This window comes from Shewanella kaireitica (assembly GCF_023284045.1).
Classification (GTDB): domain Bacteria; phylum Pseudomonadota; class Gammaproteobacteria; order Enterobacterales; family Shewanellaceae; genus Shewanella; species Shewanella kaireitica.
Window position 1 is genome coordinate 20,028 of the sequence record NZ_JAKIKQ010000014.1, and the last position, 22,016, is coordinate 42,043.

18 protein-coding genes are annotated in these 22,016 nt (G+C 41.0%); 8 read left to right on the forward strand and 10 right to left on the reverse strand.

The window, feature by feature from the left end:
* Positions 1 to 21 precede the first annotated feature (21 nt).
* The 6 genes from L2730_RS15810 to rmuC form a co-directional block, all read right to left on the reverse strand.
* The gene (locus L2730_RS15810; protein ID WP_248975472.1) at positions 22 to 2,064 is read right to left on the reverse strand and encodes a transglutaminase TgpA family protein; all 2,043 of its coding nucleotides are present in this window, start codon (positions 2,062 to 2,064) and stop codon (positions 22 to 24) included.
* 61 nt (positions 2,065 to 2,125) lie between these two features.
* Positions 2,126 to 3,034, reverse strand: a complete 909-nt coding sequence (locus tag L2730_RS15815; protein ID WP_248975473.1) for a DUF58 domain-containing protein — start codon at positions 3,032 to 3,034, stop codon at positions 2,126 to 2,128.
* A gap of 150 nt (positions 3,035 to 3,184) precedes the next feature.
* A complete protein-coding gene (locus L2730_RS15820; protein WP_248975474.1) occupies positions 3,185 to 4,093 on the reverse strand; it encodes an AAA family ATPase in 909 nt (302 codons plus the stop codon).
* A 113-nt stretch (positions 4,094 to 4,206) separates the two neighbouring features.
* Positions 4,207 to 4,929 carry an EAL domain-containing protein gene (locus L2730_RS15825; RefSeq protein ID WP_248975475.1) on the reverse strand — a complete coding sequence of 241 codons (723 nt, stop codon included), beginning with the start codon at positions 4,927 to 4,929 and terminating at the stop codon, positions 4,207 to 4,209.
* 327 nt (positions 4,930 to 5,256) lie between these two features.
* A complete protein-coding gene (locus tag L2730_RS15830) occupies positions 5,257 to 7,185 on the reverse strand; it encodes a transglycosylase SLT domain-containing protein (RefSeq protein ID WP_248975476.1) in 1,929 nt (642 codons plus the stop codon).
* A gap of 49 nt (positions 7,186 to 7,234) precedes the next feature.
* On the reverse strand, positions 7,235 to 8,728 hold the full coding sequence (gene rmuC, locus L2730_RS15835; RefSeq protein WP_248975477.1) for a DNA recombination protein RmuC: 1,494 nt from the start codon (positions 8,726 to 8,728) through the stop codon (positions 7,235 to 7,237).
* 213 nt (positions 8,729 to 8,941) lie between these two features.
* Here rmuC and msrP point away from each other — a divergent pair, with 213 nt between their 5' ends.
* Positions 8,942 to 9,964: a protein-methionine-sulfoxide reductase catalytic subunit MsrP gene (msrP, locus tag L2730_RS15840; protein ID WP_248975478.1), complete on the forward strand. Its 1,023-nt coding sequence runs from the start codon at positions 8,942 to 8,944 to the stop codon at positions 9,962 to 9,964.
* 7 nt (positions 9,965 to 9,971) lie between these two features.
* On the forward strand, positions 9,972 to 10,619 hold the full coding sequence (gene msrQ / locus L2730_RS15845) for a protein-methionine-sulfoxide reductase heme-binding subunit MsrQ (RefSeq protein WP_248975479.1): 648 nt from the start codon (positions 9,972 to 9,974) through the stop codon (positions 10,617 to 10,619).
* A 270-nt stretch (positions 10,620 to 10,889) separates the two neighbouring features.
* Here the strand turns inward: msrQ and L2730_RS15850 are convergent, their stop codons facing one another.
* The gene (locus L2730_RS15850) at positions 10,890 to 11,216 is read right to left on the reverse strand and encodes a hypothetical protein (protein WP_248975480.1); all 327 of its coding nucleotides are present in this window, start codon (positions 11,214 to 11,216) and stop codon (positions 10,890 to 10,892) included.
* A gap of 188 nt (positions 11,217 to 11,404) precedes the next feature.
* On the opposite strand from L2730_RS15850, the gene L2730_RS15855 reads away from it, so the two are divergent.
* From L2730_RS15855 to L2730_RS15865, 3 genes are read left to right on the forward strand one after another with little or no spacing between them, the layout of a single operon-like run.
* Entirely contained in the window at positions 11,405 to 11,902 is a 498-nt protein-coding gene (locus L2730_RS15855; RefSeq protein WP_248975481.1) for a putative 4-hydroxy-4-methyl-2-oxoglutarate aldolase, read from the forward strand.
* A 32-nt stretch (positions 11,903 to 11,934) separates the two neighbouring features.
* A complete protein-coding gene (locus L2730_RS15860; RefSeq protein WP_248975482.1) occupies positions 11,935 to 13,752 on the forward strand; it encodes an AsmA family protein in 1,818 nt (605 codons plus the stop codon).
* The gene (locus L2730_RS15865; protein ID WP_248975483.1) at positions 13,752 to 14,291 is read left to right on the forward strand and encodes a BsuPI-related putative proteinase inhibitor; all 540 of its coding nucleotides are present in this window, start codon (positions 13,752 to 13,754) and stop codon (positions 14,289 to 14,291) included. Before L2730_RS15860 ends, L2730_RS15865 begins: the two co-directional genes overlap by 1 nt.
* Positions 14,292 to 14,879: 588 nt before the next feature.
* On the opposite strand, the gene sodB is transcribed toward L2730_RS15865, so the two are convergent.
* Entirely contained in the window at positions 14,880 to 15,464 is a 585-nt protein-coding gene (gene sodB, locus L2730_RS15870; protein ID WP_220736495.1) for a superoxide dismutase [Fe], read from the reverse strand.
* 224 nt (positions 15,465 to 15,688) lie between these two features.
* Between sodB and L2730_RS15875 the strand changes: the two genes are divergently transcribed.
* The gene (locus tag L2730_RS15875) at positions 15,689 to 16,036 is read left to right on the forward strand and encodes a Grx4 family monothiol glutaredoxin (RefSeq protein WP_020912835.1); all 348 of its coding nucleotides are present in this window, start codon (positions 15,689 to 15,691) and stop codon (positions 16,034 to 16,036) included.
* Positions 16,037 to 16,158: 122 nt separating this feature from the next.
* Here L2730_RS15875 and L2730_RS15880 read toward each other — a convergent pair whose 3' ends face one another.
* The gene (locus L2730_RS15880; protein WP_248975484.1) at positions 16,159 to 17,412 is read right to left on the reverse strand and encodes a uracil-xanthine permease family protein; all 1,254 of its coding nucleotides are present in this window, start codon (positions 17,410 to 17,412) and stop codon (positions 16,159 to 16,161) included.
* Positions 17,413 to 17,616: 204 nt separating this feature from the next.
* On the opposite strand from L2730_RS15880, the gene L2730_RS15885 reads away from it, so the two are divergent.
* Together L2730_RS15885 and hda are read left to right on the forward strand one after the other, a co-directional pair.
* Positions 17,617 to 18,693 carry a DUF2066 domain-containing protein gene (locus tag L2730_RS15885; RefSeq protein WP_283105760.1) on the forward strand — a complete coding sequence of 359 codons (1,077 nt, stop codon included), beginning with the start codon at positions 17,617 to 17,619 and terminating at the stop codon, positions 18,691 to 18,693.
* Positions 18,694 to 18,764: 71 nt separating this feature from the next.
* Positions 18,765 to 19,475: a DnaA inactivator Hda gene (hda, locus tag L2730_RS15890; protein ID WP_248975486.1), complete on the forward strand. Its 711-nt coding sequence runs from the start codon at positions 18,765 to 18,767 to the stop codon at positions 19,473 to 19,475.
* Positions 19,476 to 19,939: 464 nt separating this feature from the next.
* On the opposite strand, the gene L2730_RS15895 is transcribed toward hda, so the two are convergent.
* Positions 19,940 to 21,868, reverse strand: a complete 1,929-nt coding sequence (locus tag L2730_RS15895) for a PKD domain-containing protein (protein WP_248975487.1) — start codon at positions 21,866 to 21,868, stop codon at positions 19,940 to 19,942.
* Positions 21,869 to 22,016: the final 148 nt, after the last annotated feature.

A 22,016-nucleotide genomic window follows, 5' to 3' on the forward strand; every position in this document is an offset into this window, starting at 1 on the left:
AATCAAGCGAGATTATCCATTCTATGTGTTTGTTTTATTAAGTGCCAATTTCTGTTTGATGATAATGAATTTTAGCCGTCTTGATTGCTTGATAAGTAACCGAGATAGTCTCTTTTGCGCCTTTTTGTTCAGCACTTGATATTGTATTGCGATGTAATAATCGGTGAATTTATTAAAATCTGTGGCAAGCGAGGGATTGGCAAGCGCGACTCGCTGATTATATGCCTGCGGTCCTTCATTATATTCCCTTGCTAAGTTGTCTTTTTTAAGTAACTTACAGACAGCATAATAAGCATTAAGGTGTTTGTCACTTGAACGGTGGAACTGAATTAAACCAGCACTATAAGCGATGGAAAGCCCGACAATGCCAAGACTCACTATGAGGAATATTGCTAATTTAGTGCGGGTGACCTCTCCTAAAACCTCCTCTAATACTCGCTGCTGCTTATTGGTATTAAAGCCTAATACCCAAACACTCCAGAAGTAATCGACACTGGCAAATTGCATGCGTAACTGTTTGATAAACTCGCTTGATTGTAGGCCGAGATAGCCAAATGGACTGTCGGCTAAGTAGCTTTGCTGTGGATCGAAAAATGCGTCGAATCCCTGCTCGATGCGCTCAGGGGCTATCATCGCGGTGGGATCAAATCGCACCCAACCACGATCTACAAGCCAAACTTCTACCCAAGCGTGCGCCATGTACTGGTAAATACTGAAGTAACCCGCAGCTTGATTATACTCGCCCCCTTGATAGCCACTGACCAAACGGGCAGGCAGTCCTGTTGCCCGTGCCATAAATGCAAAAGCACTAGCATAATGCACACAAAATCCAGCTTTGTTATTCAGTAGAAAATCATCAATCTGTTGCTTGCCGACAGGCGGAGGGCGCAAGGTGTAAAAGTAGGGTTGCTCAGTAAAATAACGCATCATTGCCGTTAACCTATCTTCGGCATTTGGATAGCGCTTGGCAAATTGTTGAGCCAGTGCCAGCGTACGAGGATTTTGTCCTTCTGGAAGGCGCAGATTTAGCTGTTGTTGTGCTAATGGGAGTTCAACTTGCAGGTTCGCATTAGTGAAGGAGGTGACATTGTAGAGTTTTTGCTGCTCAATTGGCGTAGAAGCATACAAGCGAAAATCCGCTAGCATCTTAATCCCACTGTCTTGGCTGGTGGCTCTGTCTAAACCAAACAACCAATGTTGTCCGCTTGGCTCCGCTATAACTGAATAACTCAGTGCTGTGTCGCTATCTAAATTCTCCATTCTCAAACTAGGCATTGTAAGAGTTCTTGTTGGTTCCTTTGAGGAAGTTTTGTCGGCAAATGCATTTTCGGCAGCAGTTATACTGGCATTTTGTTGCCATTGCTTACCATCATAATCTTCCATGACAAGGGCGCGCCAATATAAACTGGCATTAATAGGTTGATAGTCGCCTACAAATGTCGCTCTAAATGCAAGTTCGGAGGAGCGGGTAAGCTCGGTAATATTACTGAAGCTGACGGTGTTTGATAAACCGGTTTTAGCCGCGCCTTGAGGTGGCACCATCCAAAGAGGTGGCAGCCTCGGTAGGACAATAAAAAGTATGATGGCAAGGGGAACACTCTGCAGTAAGATTTTTGTACCTAACTTTACTGCATATTTAAAATTATTTTCGTCATGATAAAGGCTGATCAAAACGCACGTGTTTATTAGTGTTACGAGCAATAGATGCAGGCTCGACCATACACTTTGCTGTTGTAGAAATGTCAGTGCAATAAGAAAGTAGCCAGCAAGCACGACTACTTGTACATCTCGTCGACTGCGCATCTCAATATATTTGAGTGCATAGCCTAAGATCAACAGATTAATGAGTGCAGTTAGTACGCCAATTTTATTGGCGACCATGGCAAGTGTCATCGCGGAAAAAAATGCGAGGGCTGTAACTAACCAGCGTGGCGGCCTAGCCACTTTGCCAAGATAAATACCAACACGCCAGATGATGCAGATAGTACAAATTGCTAGCGACCATACTGTCACTTGTTGGTATAAAGGCGATAGAATGGCCACATTGGTAATTAACAGCCACATGAGAGTGTGCCGAGAGATGCTGATCTGAGCCGTCCTTTTGGCTTTACTCGACAGGCTATCGCTAATCATGATTAACTTCACGCAGGTTATTTGGATATAGGGCTATCTGAGTTTGTACTGCAATTCGGTGAACTTCACCTTTAGCTGGCTCGATTGAGTTTGCGCCCAATTTAAGCCCAAATATTTGCTGTTTGCTGCTGAGCTGTTCTGTTTGCCAGGCGAGTTTACTGAGACTTAGCTCTAGATCGTCGCTGCTAGTATCGAGTGTCAACCATAACGGGGTACCTTGAGGCTGTTGAAACTCTTTAGTCAGCATACCGCGTCCTTGAGCGACTTGTTTCCAAGCTACTTGCTTAAGTGACTCTCCTTTTACGTAGTCTTTTAAGCCACTAAATTCATCAACCCCTGTCACTAGCCGACCTGTATCTTCTATTTCTGAACTGTCTTGGGAGCTTATTGCTAACGAGATATTGTTTTGAATGGGTGTTGCAAAAATGACTTGTTCAATATCGAGATCGACATAAGACCAAGCACGGCAGAGTCCTAAAGGGTACCTTGACTCAACTTTTACTCTGCCTGGCTTTAAGAGCCCTCTATGGGTATGAAGGATGTTCAATAGCGCTGATTGCGGCGGCCCGAAAACCTTTTTAGCTATTTCAATGGGCTGTTCGCTAAAGTTAAGTTTTACCTCGTAGCTATTGTGCTTGGAAGCAATGTGTACCGGGACATAGCAGGCTTGACCCGCAAAAGTATTAGCCGTGGTTTGGGCACGGGATAAGGTGAGTCCTGCAAGGTTTCGATAACTATAGAGGATACAAGTATTGAATATGCTTAACAGTAGAAAGCTCAACCCCATCACTAAATTATTCTGATAATTTGTACCAAGAAGAAATAGCATTAGCAACAATAACAACCAAGCCAAACCAAAGCCTGTAGGTAGGATAAAGATGCTCTTGTGACTTAACGTCACAGCGCTTGCAGCGGGTATTCGTCGAGATAACCAGCTGCTCAGTTTTGGCTTGAAGCGATTGAATATGCCAACAGAGTTAATATGAACTTCTCCCTTAAAATCATGAGTTAGGTTATTTCTTAACAGAACTTACCCCCTAGCCATGTCAGGTTAAAGGATGGGGTTAACCTGTGTTAAAATCTCTGTAGACAAGACCTGTCCGTGTTGATGCATATTCTGCCTTATCCTGTGTTCTGCTACATGAGGAAACACAATTTGTACATCCTCAGGCACTACGTATTGACGGCCACTGAGCAATGCCCATGCTTTAGCAGCTTGTAAGATAGCTTTGCTAGCTCTAGGAGATAAACCGACCGATTCACTTTTATTGCGAGAAGCGTTCACCAAAGCCAAAATGTACTTGAGTAAAGAGTCTGACGCCGTAACATTTTCAACGTTTCTCTGAACAGTTTGTAAAGAGGAAGCATTTAAACAGTGACGAACTGACGCTGCGCTTTCATCTGACTGCTGTTTTAGCATCGCCATTTCTGAATCAGGATCGGGATAGCCAATTGATAACCGCATCATGAACCGATCTAATTGCGATTCTGGTAGGGGAAAGGTGCCGGATTGATCGCTAGGGTTTTGGGTCGCAATAACAAAGAAAGGTTGTGGTAACGGATAGGTTTCACCGTCTACAGTAATCTGTTTTTCTGCCATTGCTTCAAGTAAAGCACTTTGTGTTTTAGGGCTGGCACGATTGATCTCATCGGCAAGCAACATCTGTTTAAAAATAGGGCCTGGATGAAATTCAAATTTGTTTTGCTGGTTATCGAATATTGTGACCCCAAGAATGTCTGCAGGTAACATGTCGCTGGTAAACTGGATCCTTTGATAACTGAGGCTAAGACCTTGGGCAAGAGCGTGGCTAAGGCTGGTCTTGCCCATACCTGGCAGATCTTCAATAAGCAGATGACCTTTGGCGAAAATACAACACAAAGCTAACTTAATCTGCAACTTTTTGCCGAGTAAGACTTGCTCTAGCTGGCTAACTAACACGGCTATCTCTTCATTGGGCATGAGCTTCCTTTTTGCGGCTGATTAAGTGCAATATAACGGTATTGAAACATATTACTATGGTGGAAATTCTCTTTGCTCGCCAGCTAAATCTGTTTAATGCTATTGGAAACAGTCTATTGTGTAACAGGAGGAGCGACTATGGAGGTTAATTGTTTACTACTATTGGCTGTTATAAAAAGTGGTTTAAACAGAAAACCCTGTACTAAATCTACGCCAATATTCTGCGCAAAAGCAAGTTGTTCTTGAGTTTCAATGCCTTCAAGGACTGTGAGTTTATTAGTTTTCTTTGCAAACTGCAGCAGTGCGGTAAGTAGATGTTGATACTGTGGATCGTTTGCTGTGTCTAGCCAGTATTTATCAAACTTAAGACAGCTCACTTGGCTTATTAAATCTATTGAAAGCATAGAGTGTGGGGCGCCGACATCGTCGAGTCCCACAGGAATATTCAGCTTTACTAACTGCTTAATAAACTCTTCTGCCAGATGAGCGTCATTAATGCAGGTGTTTTCTATGATCTCTACACAAATATTGGATTGTTTTTGTAGCAGTTTCAACATAGCACTAGCATTTACTTCTATCGCATGGGGATCAATGTTGAGAAATAGCTTATTGCTTTTTGGCGCATGTCGAATTTGAAAATCTTTAGCTGCCATTTCTACGGCATTGAGTAATTTATGGTGAGCATGTAGCTCTTCAAATACAATATTAGGCGCGATAGCTAAGCCGTCGAAATTATAAAATCGTGACAGAGCTTCGTAACCATAGATCTCTTTTGTGTGAGGGTTAAGTAGCGGTTGATATTCTGCAGTTAATCGAAGACCGGTTAGATCTAGCATAGCTGTTTTATTTTCAAGGTAATGATAATTATTAACATTACCATAAAAGTAGTAAGATAAAACAATCAAAACCGTTAAGCGCTTTATTAATAGCCATTGTGACTAAAAATCATCTTGAACCATATGAATTTGCGTGTGTTTTACTGCTTGAAGCTTAAACACTGCTGATAGTTGCTACGATTTGAATTATGCAACATTGATTTTTTCATGGAGAAAAGAGTAGGCGGTTTGCAAAAGTCGCTCTACTCCCAAAGTAAGTTCGATACTGAGTCGGAATAGGGCGACGGATCAAGTGGCTTAGTATTTAATGGTAAAGTATTGGATCGTTTAGTATTGAAAAACGAGTTCTTCCTTAGACATCAATTCAGGTTGCTTTTGTTGTTTTATTTGATAAATAACTCGATAACTGAGCACCGCCTGTACGTATTCTCTGGTCTCTGTATAAGGAATTGATTCAATAAAACTCATAACATCTAGTTTGGCATCACTCTTTTTGAGCCAGGATTTTACTCTATGGGGACCAGCGTTATAGGAGGCGGTTGCTAAGACTCGGTTGTTGTTAAATTGTGCGAGTAAACTCGAGTAATAGGCGCTGCCTAACGCAATATTAAGTTTTTCGTCATAGAGACTAGGAGTACCACGATAATTGAGCTTGGCCTTTTTGGCTGTTTGTTTCGCCGTCGCAGGCATCAGCTGCATATAACCTCTAGCACCCACTCCTGATGTTGCATTTGGAAAGTAGGCACTTTCACGCCTTGCAATAGCCCGAACTTCATCTATATCAACCTTGTATTTTTTACTCGCGTTGCTAAATGATGCTTGAGCCGCATACGGAAAGCGCATATCCATATCGTTCCAGAGCTTAGCTTGAATGCTGGCTTGCACCCCTAAGCTATGCCATTTATGTGTTACGGCGTATACACCATAATCCCTTTGCATCTCTTTATCGTGGCGATTTAGCAACATTACCCATTCAGCGCGGGCATCAGATTGCTTGTCGATTGCCAATAGTTCAGCAACTCTCGCTAGGCCTTTATCATTAACCAGTTTACTTTGACGTTTAGCGGTGCTCTGTGTTGGTTGGTGTTGTACGTTATAGGGCCCGTCTATTAGGTTTGCTGCTTTAAATCCGTAAAAATTGCGTTGCTGACTTAAGTCAGTTAGTAGTGCAAGCGCTGCTTGTTGTTCTTGTTTATCATTGCTCTTTTGTAATACTACCGCTCGCCAATAAGTCCAACGAGCAGTGTTTTGTTTCTCTTTAGTTAGTAAGGTTATAAAGTGCTCAAACTGTTGCTGTTCATTGGTTCTCAGTGCCCAACGCAGTCGCATTTCAATCAAGTCATCACTGTCTAAAAGAGGCAGCATGGTATCGACAAAGCTCTTTAACTCTTCAGTTTGGTAAATAAGCGCTCTTCGTACTAAATAACGGCTAAGTAATCGGCCTTTATAGTCGCTAAAACGATCTGCTTTTTGATATTTTGCATACAATTTCACTGCTTGCTTAAGATCTTTTTTCGCTAAGCGCCTTAAACCTATATGGACAATTGTGGCGTTTATCTTGGCTTTACCGCTGTACTTAGAGGTATTGCGCAGTCGGCGAGGGTCTTTATAAACAGACAAAAGGCGTTCAGCGGATTGTTTATTGCGGGTGACCTTTTTTGATAGATAAGTTAATAATCCATACTGGCCTTGTTCAAAACTGAGCAGCATTCTAGACCAAATCAACTCTTGAGTTTGAAAGCCCGCTTTTTTCCACTCTTTAAAAAGGGGATCACACTCTTTAGGGCGGGAGCGTCCATAAAGCCATAAGTCACTGGCGCCTTTATACGCCAGTTGTTTATCCCCTTTTTGTAACTGCGCTCTAAAGAAATAGCATTGTAAAATAATATTATTAGGTTGCTTTGGACTGACGGCTAAGAAATCGTCCCAGCGTTTCTGCTTGCCGCTGCTGTTTAGATAGCGGTAACGTGCGCTGTTATACAGTGGGCTGCCCTGAAACTGCAGAAAAGCGCTTACGGCATCGTTTCCTGGCAGCTTCAATATTTCATCAATATTTTGATGAAAATCCAAATAAATAGCCAATGGATAATCACCGAGCTTTTTACGCTGTTGTAAATAAGTGTTGAGATCTTGCTTATCGAGTGATTTTCTTGCATCAAGGTATAACTGCTGCTCAGGCGTCAAAGACTGAGCAGCTATCGGGTACGATATGAATGTCGCTATTGCGAATAAAATGCCACTTAACTGCTTGTGCATCTATGAATGTCCTCTACCAATGTCCCTATTGCGAGTTTTGCTTACGATATTATTGTGAGATGATTTCACCTTCAGATAAGTTTAGCGCTTTATCCAGTAACTGGGAGTCAACTTTTTTACTGGTTTCTACCCCCAACTGCTGCATTTGGTGCGCCTGACGAATAACGTTACCTTTTCCTGATGCCAGTTTATTCATTGCGTTTTGGTAATTTTTGTCTGCGGATTCAATTGCACGACCTATTTTTTCCATGTCTTCTAGGTAGCCGCAAAGCTTGTCGTATATTTTTCCTGCTTGTTTGGCAATCAACTGCGCATTTTGATTTTGGTACTCATAACGCCAAATATTGTTAATGGTTCTAAGCGCAACGAGTAAATTTGTTGGACTGACTAGCATGATGTTACTTTCAAGGGCAAAGTTCACTAGACTCGGGTCGTGCTCCAAAGCGAGTAAAAATGCTGGCTCCAACGGAATAAACATCAATACATAATCTAAACTAGTTAAACCATGAAGCTTTTGGTAATCCTTGTTACTTAAACCCTTAATATGAGCTCGTACAGATATGATATGCTCCTTTATTGCTTGAGCACGTACCTCGTCATCATCGCTATTGAAGTATCGCTCATATGCAATGAGTGACATTTTCGCATCAATAACAACATCTTTATTTTCTGGTAGATGTACGACGACATCGGGTTTGAAGCGTTTACCATCATCATTTTTTAGATCTGTTTGAGTGTCATATTCATGTCCTTCTCGCAGGCCGCTTTCTTGTAATACCCGCTCTAAAATAACCTCTCCCCAGTTCCCCTGTTGCTTGTTATCTCCTTTCAACGCCTTTGTCAGATTAATTGCATCTTGACTCATTTTTAGATTGAGTTCTGTTAAGGAATCTAGTTGATGTTTTAATGCACTTCGTTGGCTCTGCTCATGGGCATAAGAGGATTGTACTTGGGCTCTAAATCCCTCTAATTGCTGCTTGAAAGGCGCTAAAACACTGTCTAGTTGCTGGTTGTTTTGGTTCTGCAATTGTTCACTACGGGCTTCAAAAATTTTAGTAGCGAGATTTTCGAACTGATTATTTAAACGGAGCTCTGCTTTTTCTAGTAACTCAATTTTGTCGTTCAGCGCTTGTTGTTCTGCATCGTAGCGTGCTGTTATGGTTTGTTGCATTGCATTTGATTTAGAAAGCGCAAGTTGAGTTTCCATCTGCTTTCGCTGATTATCCGCTAAAGTTTGTTCGAGCTCAGCACTTCTTTCTGCTTGCGCTTGTGCTTTACCAAGAAGCTCGATGCGTTGTTCAAGTTTTTCCTGAGAAAGGGCAAGTTGCGCGTCTTTTTGGTGAAGTGATTCTTTCAGTTCCAAAATCTCACCGTTTAACTCATTTTTTGTTTGCTCCATGTCATCTAAAAGCTGTTTACGAACGTATTCCCATTTGACCCTTGTTTTACGCTGATTAAAAAGAGCACCTATTAAGATAGAGAGAAATGCGATTGCGACTAAGATAATGATTTCAGGTGTAGAAAATGCGATATTTAACGGCATGTGAGACGGCTCTTAACATGGAGAATGAAACGGTAGAGTGGCATGCTGGCTTAAACACTGCAAGCTTAACAATGTCTTCTTAATAGTAAATGATGAAGACATAATCAGCTGTTAATGAGATGTAAATGTTAGCCTTGAACGAAATCTTTTTAAGAGTAACTCGGTCTGACTAGTTAGGTGTCCAAATTAATAAATTGAAGAGGTAGGCGGCCAATGAAAATAATTAACAAAGCTGCATGGGATAAATTTAAAGATTGCGATGTAACCCCTGAAGAGGTTTACCACGACAGAAGGCGTATCCTTAAACAGATGGGATTTGTTGGTGCTGGAGCATTATTGTCGTCTCAGGCGAATGCGGGTGTATTTGACCTGTTTTCCAGTGACGAAGAAAAGGCCGCTTTTGCAAGGGTTGCACTGCCTCACTCAAAGCAAACTGAGTATGATCACCTGCTGTATGGCGACCTTACTCCTGAAAATAAAGTTATTTCACATAATAATTTCTACGAATTCGGTACCAGTAAAACGGATCCAGTCGAAAATTCACAAGCTTTGAAAGTCAACCCTTGGCAATTGGTTATAGAAGGCGAAGTGGACAAGCCACTTACGCTTGATTATGACGACATACTAAAAATGTTGCCTTTAGAGGAGCGGATTTACAACTTTAGATGCGTTGAAGCTTGGTCGATGGTTATTCCGTGGCTTGGTTTCTCTTTGGCTAGCTTATTAAAAAAAGCTGGCGTGAAGAGTAATGCAACACATGTGGCTTTTGAAACGCTTTATGACCCAAACCAAATGCCAGGCCAAAGGAATCGCTATAGTGGCGGAGGTATTAATTATCCATACGTTGAAGGACTAACCATTGCTGAAGCGATGACCGATCTGACCTTTATGTCAGTGGGCTTATATGGAAAAACGTTACCACCACAAAATGGCGCACCAATCAGATTAGTAGTGCCTTGGAAGTATGGCTTTAAGAGTATTAAATCGATAGTACGTATACGGGTAACAGATAGGCAGCCAAAATCTTCTTGGAACGAGTTGGCACCCAGTGAATATGGTTTCTATGCCAATGTAAATCCTGCCGTAGATCACCCTAGATGGTCACAAGCCTCTGAAAGACGAATTGCAGAGGGCGGGTTATTTTCAGCTAAACGGATCCCAACTCTTCCTTTTAATGGATATGGAGAATCAGTGGCTGGCCTTTATCAGGGCTTAAATCTAAAAAGAAACTTTTAGGGAAAGTATGAAAAAGAAGTCGTTTAAATTAACCGCAAGGTCTCTATTTTGGCTCAAATGCCTAATGCACGCGATAGGGTTACTGCCGATTATCTATTTAGTGCTTTTAGTATTAAATGACAGAGCAGGGGGGGACCCAGTCCAGTATATTATTCACTTCACCGGAATTGGCGCCCTAAACGCTTTAGTCGCGACATTACTGATCTCACCGGTAGCCAAGAAGCTGAAGCAAGGGCTGTTGCTACAAACAAGGCGTCTTGTTGGGCTTTATGTTTTTGCGTATGCCAGCCTACACATATTGGCCTTTTTCAGTTTGGATCTGCTGTTTGCTTGGTCACTGTTTTTTGAAGAGGTTGTTAAGCGACCCTACATACTTGTAGGAGCTGCTGCTTACGTTTTGTTGAGCGCCTTAGCGTTAACGTCTTTTAAAAAGGTCATGCGTAAAATGGGCCGGCGCTGGCAGAAATTACATAATGGTGTTTATCTCATTGCGATACTGGTCCCAATTCATTTTTATTGGTCAGTAAAGTCGGAAATTATTGAGCCGTTATTGTATCTCGTCTTCATTGCATTGTTACTCGGTGTTCGGGCAAAGAAGTCAAATTGGTGGAAGAAGAATTCGGTAAAGTATTTTACAAAGCAAGAAAGGGTATGATTGTTACTTTGTTTTATACGATTTAGTGACTCAATTTTAATTTTATATTATGTGGTCACTCTAGATAATAAGTATCTGAGTGGCTATTTTAATTAAAACATTAAGTAATAGAGGCTTTGTAGGATAGGATTAATTGGAAAAAATGATTGAGTATAAGGTCGTCATACTTTTGCTGTTCCGCTGTTAGCTTGACAATGAATAGCCCTTCCGTAGGCAGTTTCAATGGGACGAGGAGTTATCTCATTTAACTATTTAATGTTATTTATCGTTTTATTTTGTAGCGTTTTCTTCTTGTTGTTTCATCACTTGTAAAACTTCATCGTATGAGATATTAAACTGACGAGACAAGTTGATAATTTTAGTCTTATAAGTTTGAATATTTTCTTGTTGTGCGAGTAATCTTTTCTCGTTCTCTACTAGTTCATTTACAGCCTCTTGTAAAATAAGTAAACGACGTAAATTAAAATCGAGAGAATCAATATATTTAATCATTTGCGGCTTATTTCTAGCCTGCTCAAGATCGCTGCTGGTTTTCTTTTCATAACCATATTGGTCTAATGCAGCAATGGCATTTTCTAAATCAAGATTTTCTTTCATAGGAGTCCGAGGTAAAGAAGATTAAGGATGAATAACAGATACTGGTTTAGATTATAGTTTGTAATCTAGAACTGTAAAAGGAAAAACATGTTTTTTAGGCTAAAAAGTCAACTATTTGCTTGGGTTTAGACCTGCGACCTGTCAATCTAGTTGATATAATTATTTGTCGTTACAGCAAGGAGATGCTTATGCTTGATTTATTACCGGATTTGTTCGACTCATACCCTGGTAGATTATCGTTGCTCCCCCCTATGTTTAAATCGTTTGGCCGCGAAGATTGTTTTTGGGGAGAAGTCGTCACGGTTAAGTGTTTTAAAGATAACTCTTTAGTTAAAGAAGAACTGTCGAAAAATGGTAAAGGGAAAGTACTTGTTGTTGATGGACAAGGAGTGACTGATTGCGCACTCCTTGGCGATATGATAGCAAAAAATGCCGAAATTAATGGTTGGCAAGGAGTTGTCATTTTTGGTTGTGTAAGAGATATTTCAGCATTAAAAACCATGAAAATAGGTATCCAGGCTATCGGTGTCAACCCGATTAAAACCGTCAAAAAAGGGCTTGGTGAACTTAATGTTGCAGTTGAAATCTACGGTGTCATCATTTCCCCCCACTCATATGTGTATGCTGATCTAAACGGTATCGCAATATCTAATCAAGCTTTAGATTTATCCGTGCTAAATTTATAGTATTCGCTTTTGTTATTCAGATGGAATCTGTCATGAAATTATTGAAATGGTTTTTTATAGCAATGTTAGGTTTGGTTGCAGCGGTAGTGTTGTATATCACCTTGATTTTTGATCCTAATGATTTTAAGCCACAAATCGTAGAGGTAGTTAAAGAAAAGACCGGACGAAACTTAGCGATTAATAGTGATCTGTCTTGGACTTTTTTCCCTAGTTTAGGCATTAAGTTGGGTGGGATTACATTGTCTAACCCAGATGGGTTTGAAAGCGCTGCAATGGTATCTGTTAATGAAGTCGTTGCTGAGGTGGCACTCATGCCGTTGCTAACGAAAGAGGTCGAGATCTCTCAGCTAAATTTAGATGGGCTGACATTATCTTTGGAAACACAAAAGGATGGTAGAAGTAGCTTTGATGGGCTTACAGGTGATGCTAAGGCAAGTGAAGTTTCAAAAACACCAGCCAATGACGCATCGAGCGTTAGTTTATCAAAGCTAGATATTGGTGGGATCTCAATCACTAATACACAGATTAGTAACCTAGACCGTCAATCAAACACCAAACAGCTACTTTCGTTAAAGTCCCTGACACTTGGACGATTTCAATTAGATAAATTTGCACCTCTTGAGTATGAGTTGTCAGCATCATTACCCGATCTTAATGTGACTAGCTCAGGTAAAGGGCAAATTAAAGTTTCGCAAAACTTACAAAATATTGTGATTAATGACTTTGTTGTGGCAAATCAGCTGAAGGGTAAAGGGATGCCAAACGGTGAACTCAAAGCTGAGTTAACAACATCACTTGAAATGGCATTAGACAAGCAAACGATGAGTTTAGTGCTAGCAAGCTTTAGTGCGGCTGATATAGATGCTTCTGGAAAGCTAGATATTGCCTATGGCAACAAGGTACCTAGTATCGCAGCGATGCTTGAGGTTGGCGACGTAGACTTAGACCGTTTCCTACCAGAAAAGTCAGCAAATACTCAGGACTCTAAGCAAACAGATACTGCTACTGTGGCTTCTGTTGAACCTGATTTAACGGCGATGAAGTCTGTTAATCTGGACGTTAATGTTAAAGTGAAATCAGTGAAAGTTGCTAATATGAAGACTCAGAACTGGGTCTTTAAAATGGCGATGAAACAAGGCGTGGCCAACGTGAGCCAATTGTCAGCAGCGCTTTATGGGGGAACGATTAAGGCCTCAGCGAAATTAGATGGTCGCAGTAAAGTCGCTAAATATGAGTTTGATAAGCGTTTAAAAGGGGTCGATATCCGTGCCTTGCTTATCGATGCTGCTGAAGTTGATATGCTTGATGGTACCGCTAACTTTAATGTAGCGGGTAAAGGTAGCAGTTTGTTGCCTGATAAACTTAAAAAGAACTTATTGGCCAACGGAAAGTTTGAAATAGCTGATGGAGCTATTCATGGGGTAAATATTCCACAAATGATCCGAGATGCAAAAGCTAAGCTAGGCGGTGATATGTCATCAAGTAGCTCTAGTGAGAAAAAGACGGATTTCACCAGTATGACTGGCTCATTTAAGGTGGCTAAAGGTGTCGTTACAAATCCAGATCTGAATATGGCATCGCCACTTATTCGCCTGACAGGGGCTGGAACGGCCAATGTTATCAACGAAGCGCTTAATTATAAGTTAACGACTTCTGTAGTGGGTTCGCTTGAAGGTCAGGGCGGTAACGAACGGGATGCGCTATACGGTGTTGAGATACCTTTTGCGATAACTGGCACAATGTCTGAACCGAAATTTGCTCTTGATACAAAGGCTTTGTTAGATTCGAAGCTAAAAGATGAAACGAATAAGCTTAAAGACAGTTTATTTAAAAAATTCGGAGGATTTTAATGTTAAGTAAAACAGCACTTGCCATGGTGATACTCGCAGTTACTGGTTGCTCACAAAGCAACAGCAACGTGGGTGAGGTTACTGATATGACTAAAAATAACAATGTAAAAGCTTCACCTGCAGTTGTGACTCCGGTAAAAAGTGATGCGGAAACGAGGGCTAAGTTAGCTCAAAAGGGATTGTTTGAAGGCAAACTCATCGTAGAAGATAATTTTGGGTCTGCGATGAACGTGACACTGCAATACAGGAATACTCAGTCATACGGTGTACCATTAATGTTCAATTCTGGTATGACTGCAGATCTGTGGCTGTTTGATTCTGCGGGCAGAAAAGTATGGGCTTGGTCAAATGAGATGATGTTTACCCAGGCATTAAGAGAAACAGTCATGCCAGCAGGTAAAACTCAAAATGTAAAATTTCGTATAGGCGCTGATGTAGCGAAAGAAATTGGTAAAGGGTTTTATTTCAAGGCTATATTTTCTGGCCGAGCGACGGAATCACAAACTCCTGCAATGGCTCCAGTGATTTATAAATTCTAAAATAGTCCCAATTTAAACCAGTTAAAATGCCAATAAGTTTTGCTTATTGGCATTTTTTATTGATATTTGAGTTTATACCAATTGCATTAAGTATTTGCGCAGTTCAGAGCCCCTCAGTCTTTTCAATTCAAAACGCATTGGTAAAGAAATGGTTATTCCCTTTTAAGCCAATGTAAAGCAGAAGTGGAAAGACTGAGGGGCTCACGTAGTGCGGCTGAGGTTAAACAAATTGGCAAAACGCTGTATGCTTCGCTATGGGATTTGGATATACGACTAAATGGTCTATTTTGTTCCATACAAAATAAGACATTCCGGCCCTCCTTGGCGGTCAGATTTAGGAGGTACGAGACCAAGGATGGTCGAAGGTAGAATAATGCAGGAGCAATTATCGAGAGCGAAGCAGGATGCCAGAGCCGAGAATAACTATTAGCTCAAATCCCACGACTTGCCTGCAACGTTTTGAATTTCCGCTGAATGGTCAAACTTTTAATGCAATTGGTATTATTCAACTACAAAAAAATCCGGCTCAAAAGAGACCGGATTTTTACATCAATATCCTCAACCACTTCTGTGGTTGCAGATGTTATATTAACCAGCGAAGTTTGCGTTCACAAAATCCCAGTTAATTAGTTCCCAGAAGTGAGCCATGTAATCTGGACGAACATTACGGTAATCAATGTAGTATGCATGTTCCCAAACATCTACTGTCATGATTGGCGTAACAGACTCATCAGTAAGTGGTGTAGCAGCATTGCTAGTGTTAACGATAGCAACAGTGCCGTCTGCTTTCTTCACTAACCAAGTCCAAGCACTACCGAAGTTGTTAACTGCAGAGTCAGTGAACTGTGCTTTGAAAGCATCGAAAGAACCGAATGCAGCAACGATAGCGTCAGCTACTGGGCCAGTTGCTTCACCGCCACCGTTTGGCGACAGACAGTTCCAGTAAAAAGTGTGGTTCCAGATCTGTGCAGCATTGTTAAAGATACCACCAGTAGAGGTCTTGATGATCTCTTCTAGGCTCTTCTCTGCAAGCTCAGTTCCTTCAACTAGACCATTAAGCTTTACCACGTATGTGTTGTGATGCTTACCGTAATGGTAGTTGATTGTTTCTTCTGAGATATGTGGCTCAAGTGCGTTTTTTGCGTAAGGTAATGCTGGTAATTCGAAAGCCATTAGTTTTCTCCGTTAACTCTTGATTGTAGTATTATGCGTTCTTGCTCACTGCGGGTCATTTTACCTAATAAACTTGTGAAGTGTATCATTGTTTATTCGAAACAGTCGATTAACTCAATCGATTAATTCTATTAGTAAATATCCATGCTAAAAGTAGGTTTTTGTTCTGACCTATACTGGCGTACAATAGAGTAACGCAATGTTGTATAACCCAGGAACGAAAAATGGAAACAGTTGATAAAATCAAGCAGCAAATAGCCGAAAACCCAATTATTGTATACATGAAAGGCTCACCAAAGTTACCAAGCTGTGGTTTTTCATCTCAGGTCGCACAGATCATGATTAACTGTGAAGAGCAGTTTGCTTTTGTTGATATTCTCCAGCATCCGGATATTCGTGCCGAGCTACCTAAATATGCTAACTGGCCAACGTTTCCACAATTATGGATCGAAGGCGAGTTAATCGGTGGCTGCGATATCCTTACTGAGATGTTCCAAAAGGGTGAGCTAAAGACCCTTATCAAGGAAACTGCTGCAAAATATAAAACTGAAGACGAGCAAGCGAGCAGCTAGTCTATAGCTTCTATAAAAAAGCCCTGAATATCATTGATATTCAGGGCTTTTTATTTGAGGCTAGATTTAAACCAAACTCCATAAAAGTGCTTGCTACATTAATCTAATCATGGAGACTCTATTTAGATCTGGTCTAGATCGTCACTAACAATCTTTTCATGAGCCGCTGCATTATCAGGAAGCACAAGGTTCATTAATATGGCAATAATGCCGCATAAGCTTATCCCTGTAAGGCTAAATGAGCCAATACCAAAGGCCATTCCACCAATACCAAACACTAACGTAACACCGACAATACTCAAGTTACGTGGCTCGTTCATATCGACGTGATTTTTAATTAATGAATTGAGACCTACTGCAGCAATTGAGCCGAAGAGTAAGCACATTATTCCACCCATAACAGGTACTGGAATTGTCTGCATTAGTGCGCCTAACTTTCCAACAAAAGCTAATAAAATGGCTGTAATAGCAGTCCATGTCATGATCACCGGGTTGAATGCTTTTGTCAGTGTGACTGCGCCGGTCACTTCAGAATAGGTGGTATTTGGAGGTCCACCAAATGCTGACGACGCAATTGTCGCGACACCATCACCGGCTAATGTTCTATGTAGACCTGGTTTCTTGATGAAATCTTTTCCGGTTACATTCGATATCGCAAGAATATCGCCAATATGCTCAACTGCAGGTGCGATTGCGACGGGGATCATAAATAGAATCGCATGCCAGTTAAATTCTGGTGCCACAAAGTTCGGCATAGCTATCCAACTGGCATTTGCTACAGGCGAGAAATCAACAATTCCAAAAGCTAAACTTAGACCATAGCCAACAGATATACCGGCTAGAATAGGCATCAGTTTTAGCATACCTTTTGCAAAGATAGCGACGGCTATGGTAGTAAATAGTGAAGCTAAAGAGATAATCAATGCAGTATTTTGCTCGATTAATACTAAGCTACCGTCTCCAGTTTTTCCTATTGCCATATTAACGGCGACTGGCGCTAAGCCTAATCCTATGACAATGATAACGGGTCCGACTACCACAGGCGGTAGCAGGCGTTTAATGAAGCCTGCTCCTCTGACTTTAACAATCGTCGCAAGTACTACATACACGCAACCTGCCGCCATCAGTCCGCCCATTGTAGATGGGATCCCCCATGTTTGTACGCCATACATAATTGGCGCGATAAAGGCAAAGGAAGATGCGAGGAATATTGGAATTTGACGCTTGGTTATCAATTGGAAAAGAAGAGTCCCGATACCTGCAGTAAACAGTGCCACATTAGTATCTAAACCTGTTAACAAGGGCATTAATACGAGTGCACCAAATGCTACAAATAGCATTTGGGCTCCTTGTAAAGGGAGTGTAAGGTTTTTCATTATTATTCTCTTATTTTAATAAACTTAACAATCATATCTTTATGAAACAAAATTTACAGCGATTTTGTTCAAACAACACTGATCTTAAGAGAGAAAACTTGACTCTATAAAATTCCTAATTCTGTCGACTGTGGTACAATTTGAATAACTGTGTCGTTTGTTGAAGCCTAAAATATGCTTAAAGCTGTCTGTCGTTACTTGATGATGTTCCCCTTGTTATTTTGTTTTTCAGCCATTTCTGCTGAAGTGTACAATTTAGACGAAAGCCTAGTACCAGTGGACTCAAGGGCTAAAAATTTGAGAAGCCAAGCAATAAAGCAAGGCTTAAGAGAGGTTGTTCTTAAAAATACAGGGACTCAAAGTGCGTTAACCCACCCTGATGTGGTGAAGCAATTAGCCAATGCGAGCGCATTGATGACACAGTATGGTTATCAAGATTTGGATGGAAAACTGTTCATTAAAGTGAGTTTTGATCACAAACGTCTTATTAGTTTACTACGCCAAGCTGGCTTACCAGTCTGGGGTAAACAACGGCCATTGACACTGGTATGGTTAGTGGAAGAAGTTGAAGGCGAGAGAAAGATTTTAAATGATGCCTCTACATCAGCCGCCCGAACATCATTTGATACTCAATCATCCAATCGTGGTGTGCCTTTATTGTTTCCTTTAATGGATCTAGATGATGCTATGCAGGTTGGGGTTAACGATATTCGTGGCCAATTTACCGCTAATGTGGCAAATGCTTCCCTCAGATATCAGGCTAACTACTTTATAATGGCAACGATCTCTCCACAAGGTGCCGTTTATCGTTATCAGATGTCGCTGTATCCAAGAGAGTTAACCGCTGGTGCCAGTCAATACACTCCATCAACGAGTCAAAGTGGTGAGTCTGCGAGTGTAGAGCAAGCTGTAGTTGATATTACTGCAGCGGCAAGCGAATACTATGTTAGCCAATACGCAATTGCTGACTCCGGTGAAAAGCTAACAACAAAAATTACCTTTACTGATGTTAGTGAGATGAAGCAATTGGTTGAAATAGAAAAATATTTGAATCAATTAAGCGCTATCAAAACAGTAGCTGTGGCGAGTATTGAGGGAATGACTGTTGAGTTTAATCTAGGCCTTTTTGGTAATGAAGAGGACTTACACCGTTTAATGAAACTCGACCCCCGCATTGAATCTATAGGTAATATCACAAGTGACAATATAGAGTACGCTAACTTTGGCAGCGAGAACAATGCCAATAAACCGACACAGATCTACTATTGGAAGGGTCAATAACTCCCAATTCACGGGTGCACATGCTAGTATGTGCACCTAAATTGAATACTGCGTTGTCGAGATACTCCTGAGTGAAATCAAACTCACCATTACAATTATCACTACCCGTTCATCTTCCTGATGATGAGACCTTTAATAGTTATTATCCTGCTGCAGGTAATGATGAACTCATCCAGAGTTTACAAGCTTGTGCCGAGGGTAGAGCTGAAGGGGCTGTGTTTATTTGGGGCCCAGAGAAATCTGGCCGCACGCACTTAATGCATGCTGCATGTGCTCACGCTAACGACCTTAATCGCAGTAGTTTTTATATTCCACTTGGGATCCATGCCAGTATCTCTCCTGCATTATTAGAAGGCTTAGAGAAAATAGATTTGGTATGTATTGACGATGTACATGCCATTGCAGGCCATCCCGTATGGGAAGAAGCGATATTTGATCTCTATAACAGGATCTCAGAACAAAAGACTTGTTCATTAGTATTAAGCGCTAGTGTCTCGCCGAGTGAAACCGGTTTCGCTTTACCTGATCTAATATCTAGAATGCAATGGGGGCTTAACTATCAACTTCAACCAATGGCAGATGATGAAAAGCTAGCTGCATTACAACGCCGTGCAGCAATGCGAGGCTTGCAGCTTTCGGAAGATGTTGGTCGTTTCTTATTGAATCGTTTAGCTCGAGACTTAAGAACACTGTTTGATGTGCTCGATCGTTTAGACAAAGCTTCTATGGTTCATCAACGAAAATTGACTATACCGTTTATTAAAGAGGTGCTGCGGCTTTAGTGGTGGAAGTGTCTTGCAACAAAAAGCCCAGTTTATGCTGGGCTTTTTGTTGTAAAGTTTTGGATTGTAGCTCAAATAATACCAATTGCATTAAAAGTTTGACCATTCAGCGGGAATTCAAAACGCTGTAGGCAAGTAGTGGGGTTTGAGCTAATAGTTATTCTCGGCTCTGGCATCCTGCGTCGCTCTATCTCCTAAATCTGACCGCCAAGGACGGACGGAATGTCTTATTTTGTATGGAACAAAATAGACCATTTAGTCGTATATCCAAATCCGATAGCGAAGCATATAGCGTTTTGCCAATTTGTTTCACCTAAGTCGCACTACGTGAGCCCCTCAGTCTTTCCACTTCTGCTTTGCATTGGCTTAAAAGGGAATAACCATTTCTTTACCAATGTGCTTTGAATTGAAAAGACTGAGGGGCTCTGAACTGCTCAAATACTTAATGCAATTGGTATAACAGTTTAATCTTTGGCTGAGAGGTGTCTGCTACCACTAAACATTACTGCTGGGGTATTTGCTGTAGCTGCTGCGGATATTCGATTAACTGAATTCTTCATAGCGGGAGAAATAGCAAGGTTTTCAGACCAAGTCGCTCCTTGCGCCATAGGAATAGGCTGAGGTAGGTTATTTACTAGTGTTATCCCATCAAGCTCAGGAAATATTTCATTAATGACAAAGGCTGCTCTATTTTGCAGAGAGTCATCGCCAATCCTTCCTCTTTGTCCCCAATCAACTCTAATGGTATCTGCAGAAATAACATCAGGTTTATCTGTTACACCAACATCCCTTTGAATACCGAGTCTGTGACTCATCATCGCCTCTTCAAATAACATCGCCGCATCTTCTCTGCGCGTTGAATATGCGTAGTAATCAGATGCGGTATCAGCTGAAAAAAAGCTACTGATGTCACTCGGCATGTATGCCTTTTGTTGATCTGATGCGGACTCACCTCTAAAACTGACATCTGCCAAGCTCGTCATTTCAGTGCTGTTTAATGGGTATTTAACTGTTAACTGATCAGAAATAAGCAGTTGTTGACTATTTCTTGTTTCATAATCATCCAAAAGTGTCGGACCCTGAAGATATGGATGAATACTACGAGGGAAAAAATCATTAGCATGAGCGAGTTCGTGATAGAGCAGGGAAGCTAAGTCGGGCTGCATCTCTGCCGGTGTCCGATTAACGCGTGTACTGCGTGGGGTAATATAGGAAGTATATTGATTGTTTTTCACATAACGCCATGGCATTAGAAATTGTAACTCACCGCCAAAACCACTGCGATAATCTGGCGCTTCATTGATAGTATCTCTCTCTTCTGCAAGCAGCCACAAGTCGTTAGGATCAAGGTAGATGGCGCCTGTGGCGACCCAATAGAATGACGGCCGTACATCGTAGCTAATAACAATCGCGGTAACTGATTGAAGTAAGGTTGCAAAGTCGCTATCTGCATCTAAGTTATCCAGAAAATATTCAAAGTTTTCTCCCATCCATTGGTGTGAAACTAACAGTCTATCTAGTATTTGTTGTTTACCACTGTTTGATTCCTGTCCGATAAGTGGTAATTGCTCTATGGTACAACTTTGCTCTAATTGATTTGAATAAACACAGTCACGTAATACCGTTTTGTATGGTGAATTGCCTTGATAACTGAATGTTCTAGCGACTGGCGAATCGAAATATTGAGAAGTAATTGCAGCTTCTTTGGTGATGAGAATATGTACGTCATCAGAGCTTTGTTGACCATTAATCGCCGCTGATGCTCTTAAAATAGAAAAAGTATCTTGGTCAACATTTGGTGCAGTAAATAGCGGGTTTTCTATATTCGAAAGGTCAACATTTATGTCTGGTCCGGCTGCTAAACACCAACTGATCCCTTCAGGAGCAGCTGAAGGTGGAGTATCGATTCTAAAACTGACTCCGTTACCCATCGTTACTTGATGATCCACTCTTATCGCTAATTGGTTTGTTTGGCCTTCAACAACGTCAATTGTAGCAATAGCACTATATGAATTATTATCACTAATAGCGTTGAGCTCAAATTGATAACGACCACTTGTTGGAGCTGTAAAAGCTAGCATTGGGCTATGAGTCGACTTTAATACCAGTGCCTCTCCTGATTTTTGAGTCCAGCTAAAGGTGTAATTAGAACTATCTGCACCGTTTATGCTTGCAGCTATTACTGCAGGCTGTAACGACTGATAACTTGGCTCAACATGAAAGTTTATATTAGATGAACTCGATACTTCTATGAGATTAGATTGCACTTCACATCTTACAAGTTGATCGGTAATCGGCGGGGGAATTAAATCACTATCAGCATTGTCGCTGCTACCACCACATGCGGTAAGTGAGAATATACTTAGTAATATTATTTGATTCTTGCTTAACATTGCCCAACCTCAAATCTTTATTGTTATTATTCTGTTGTTGCTAATCAAATATAGCATGCAGTTTGTTTTTTCTACATATTTGTCTGTTATATAGACTGACGAGCATCTCTTTTATTGTGCAAAAGACTGGCGAAGGTACTTTTTAAAG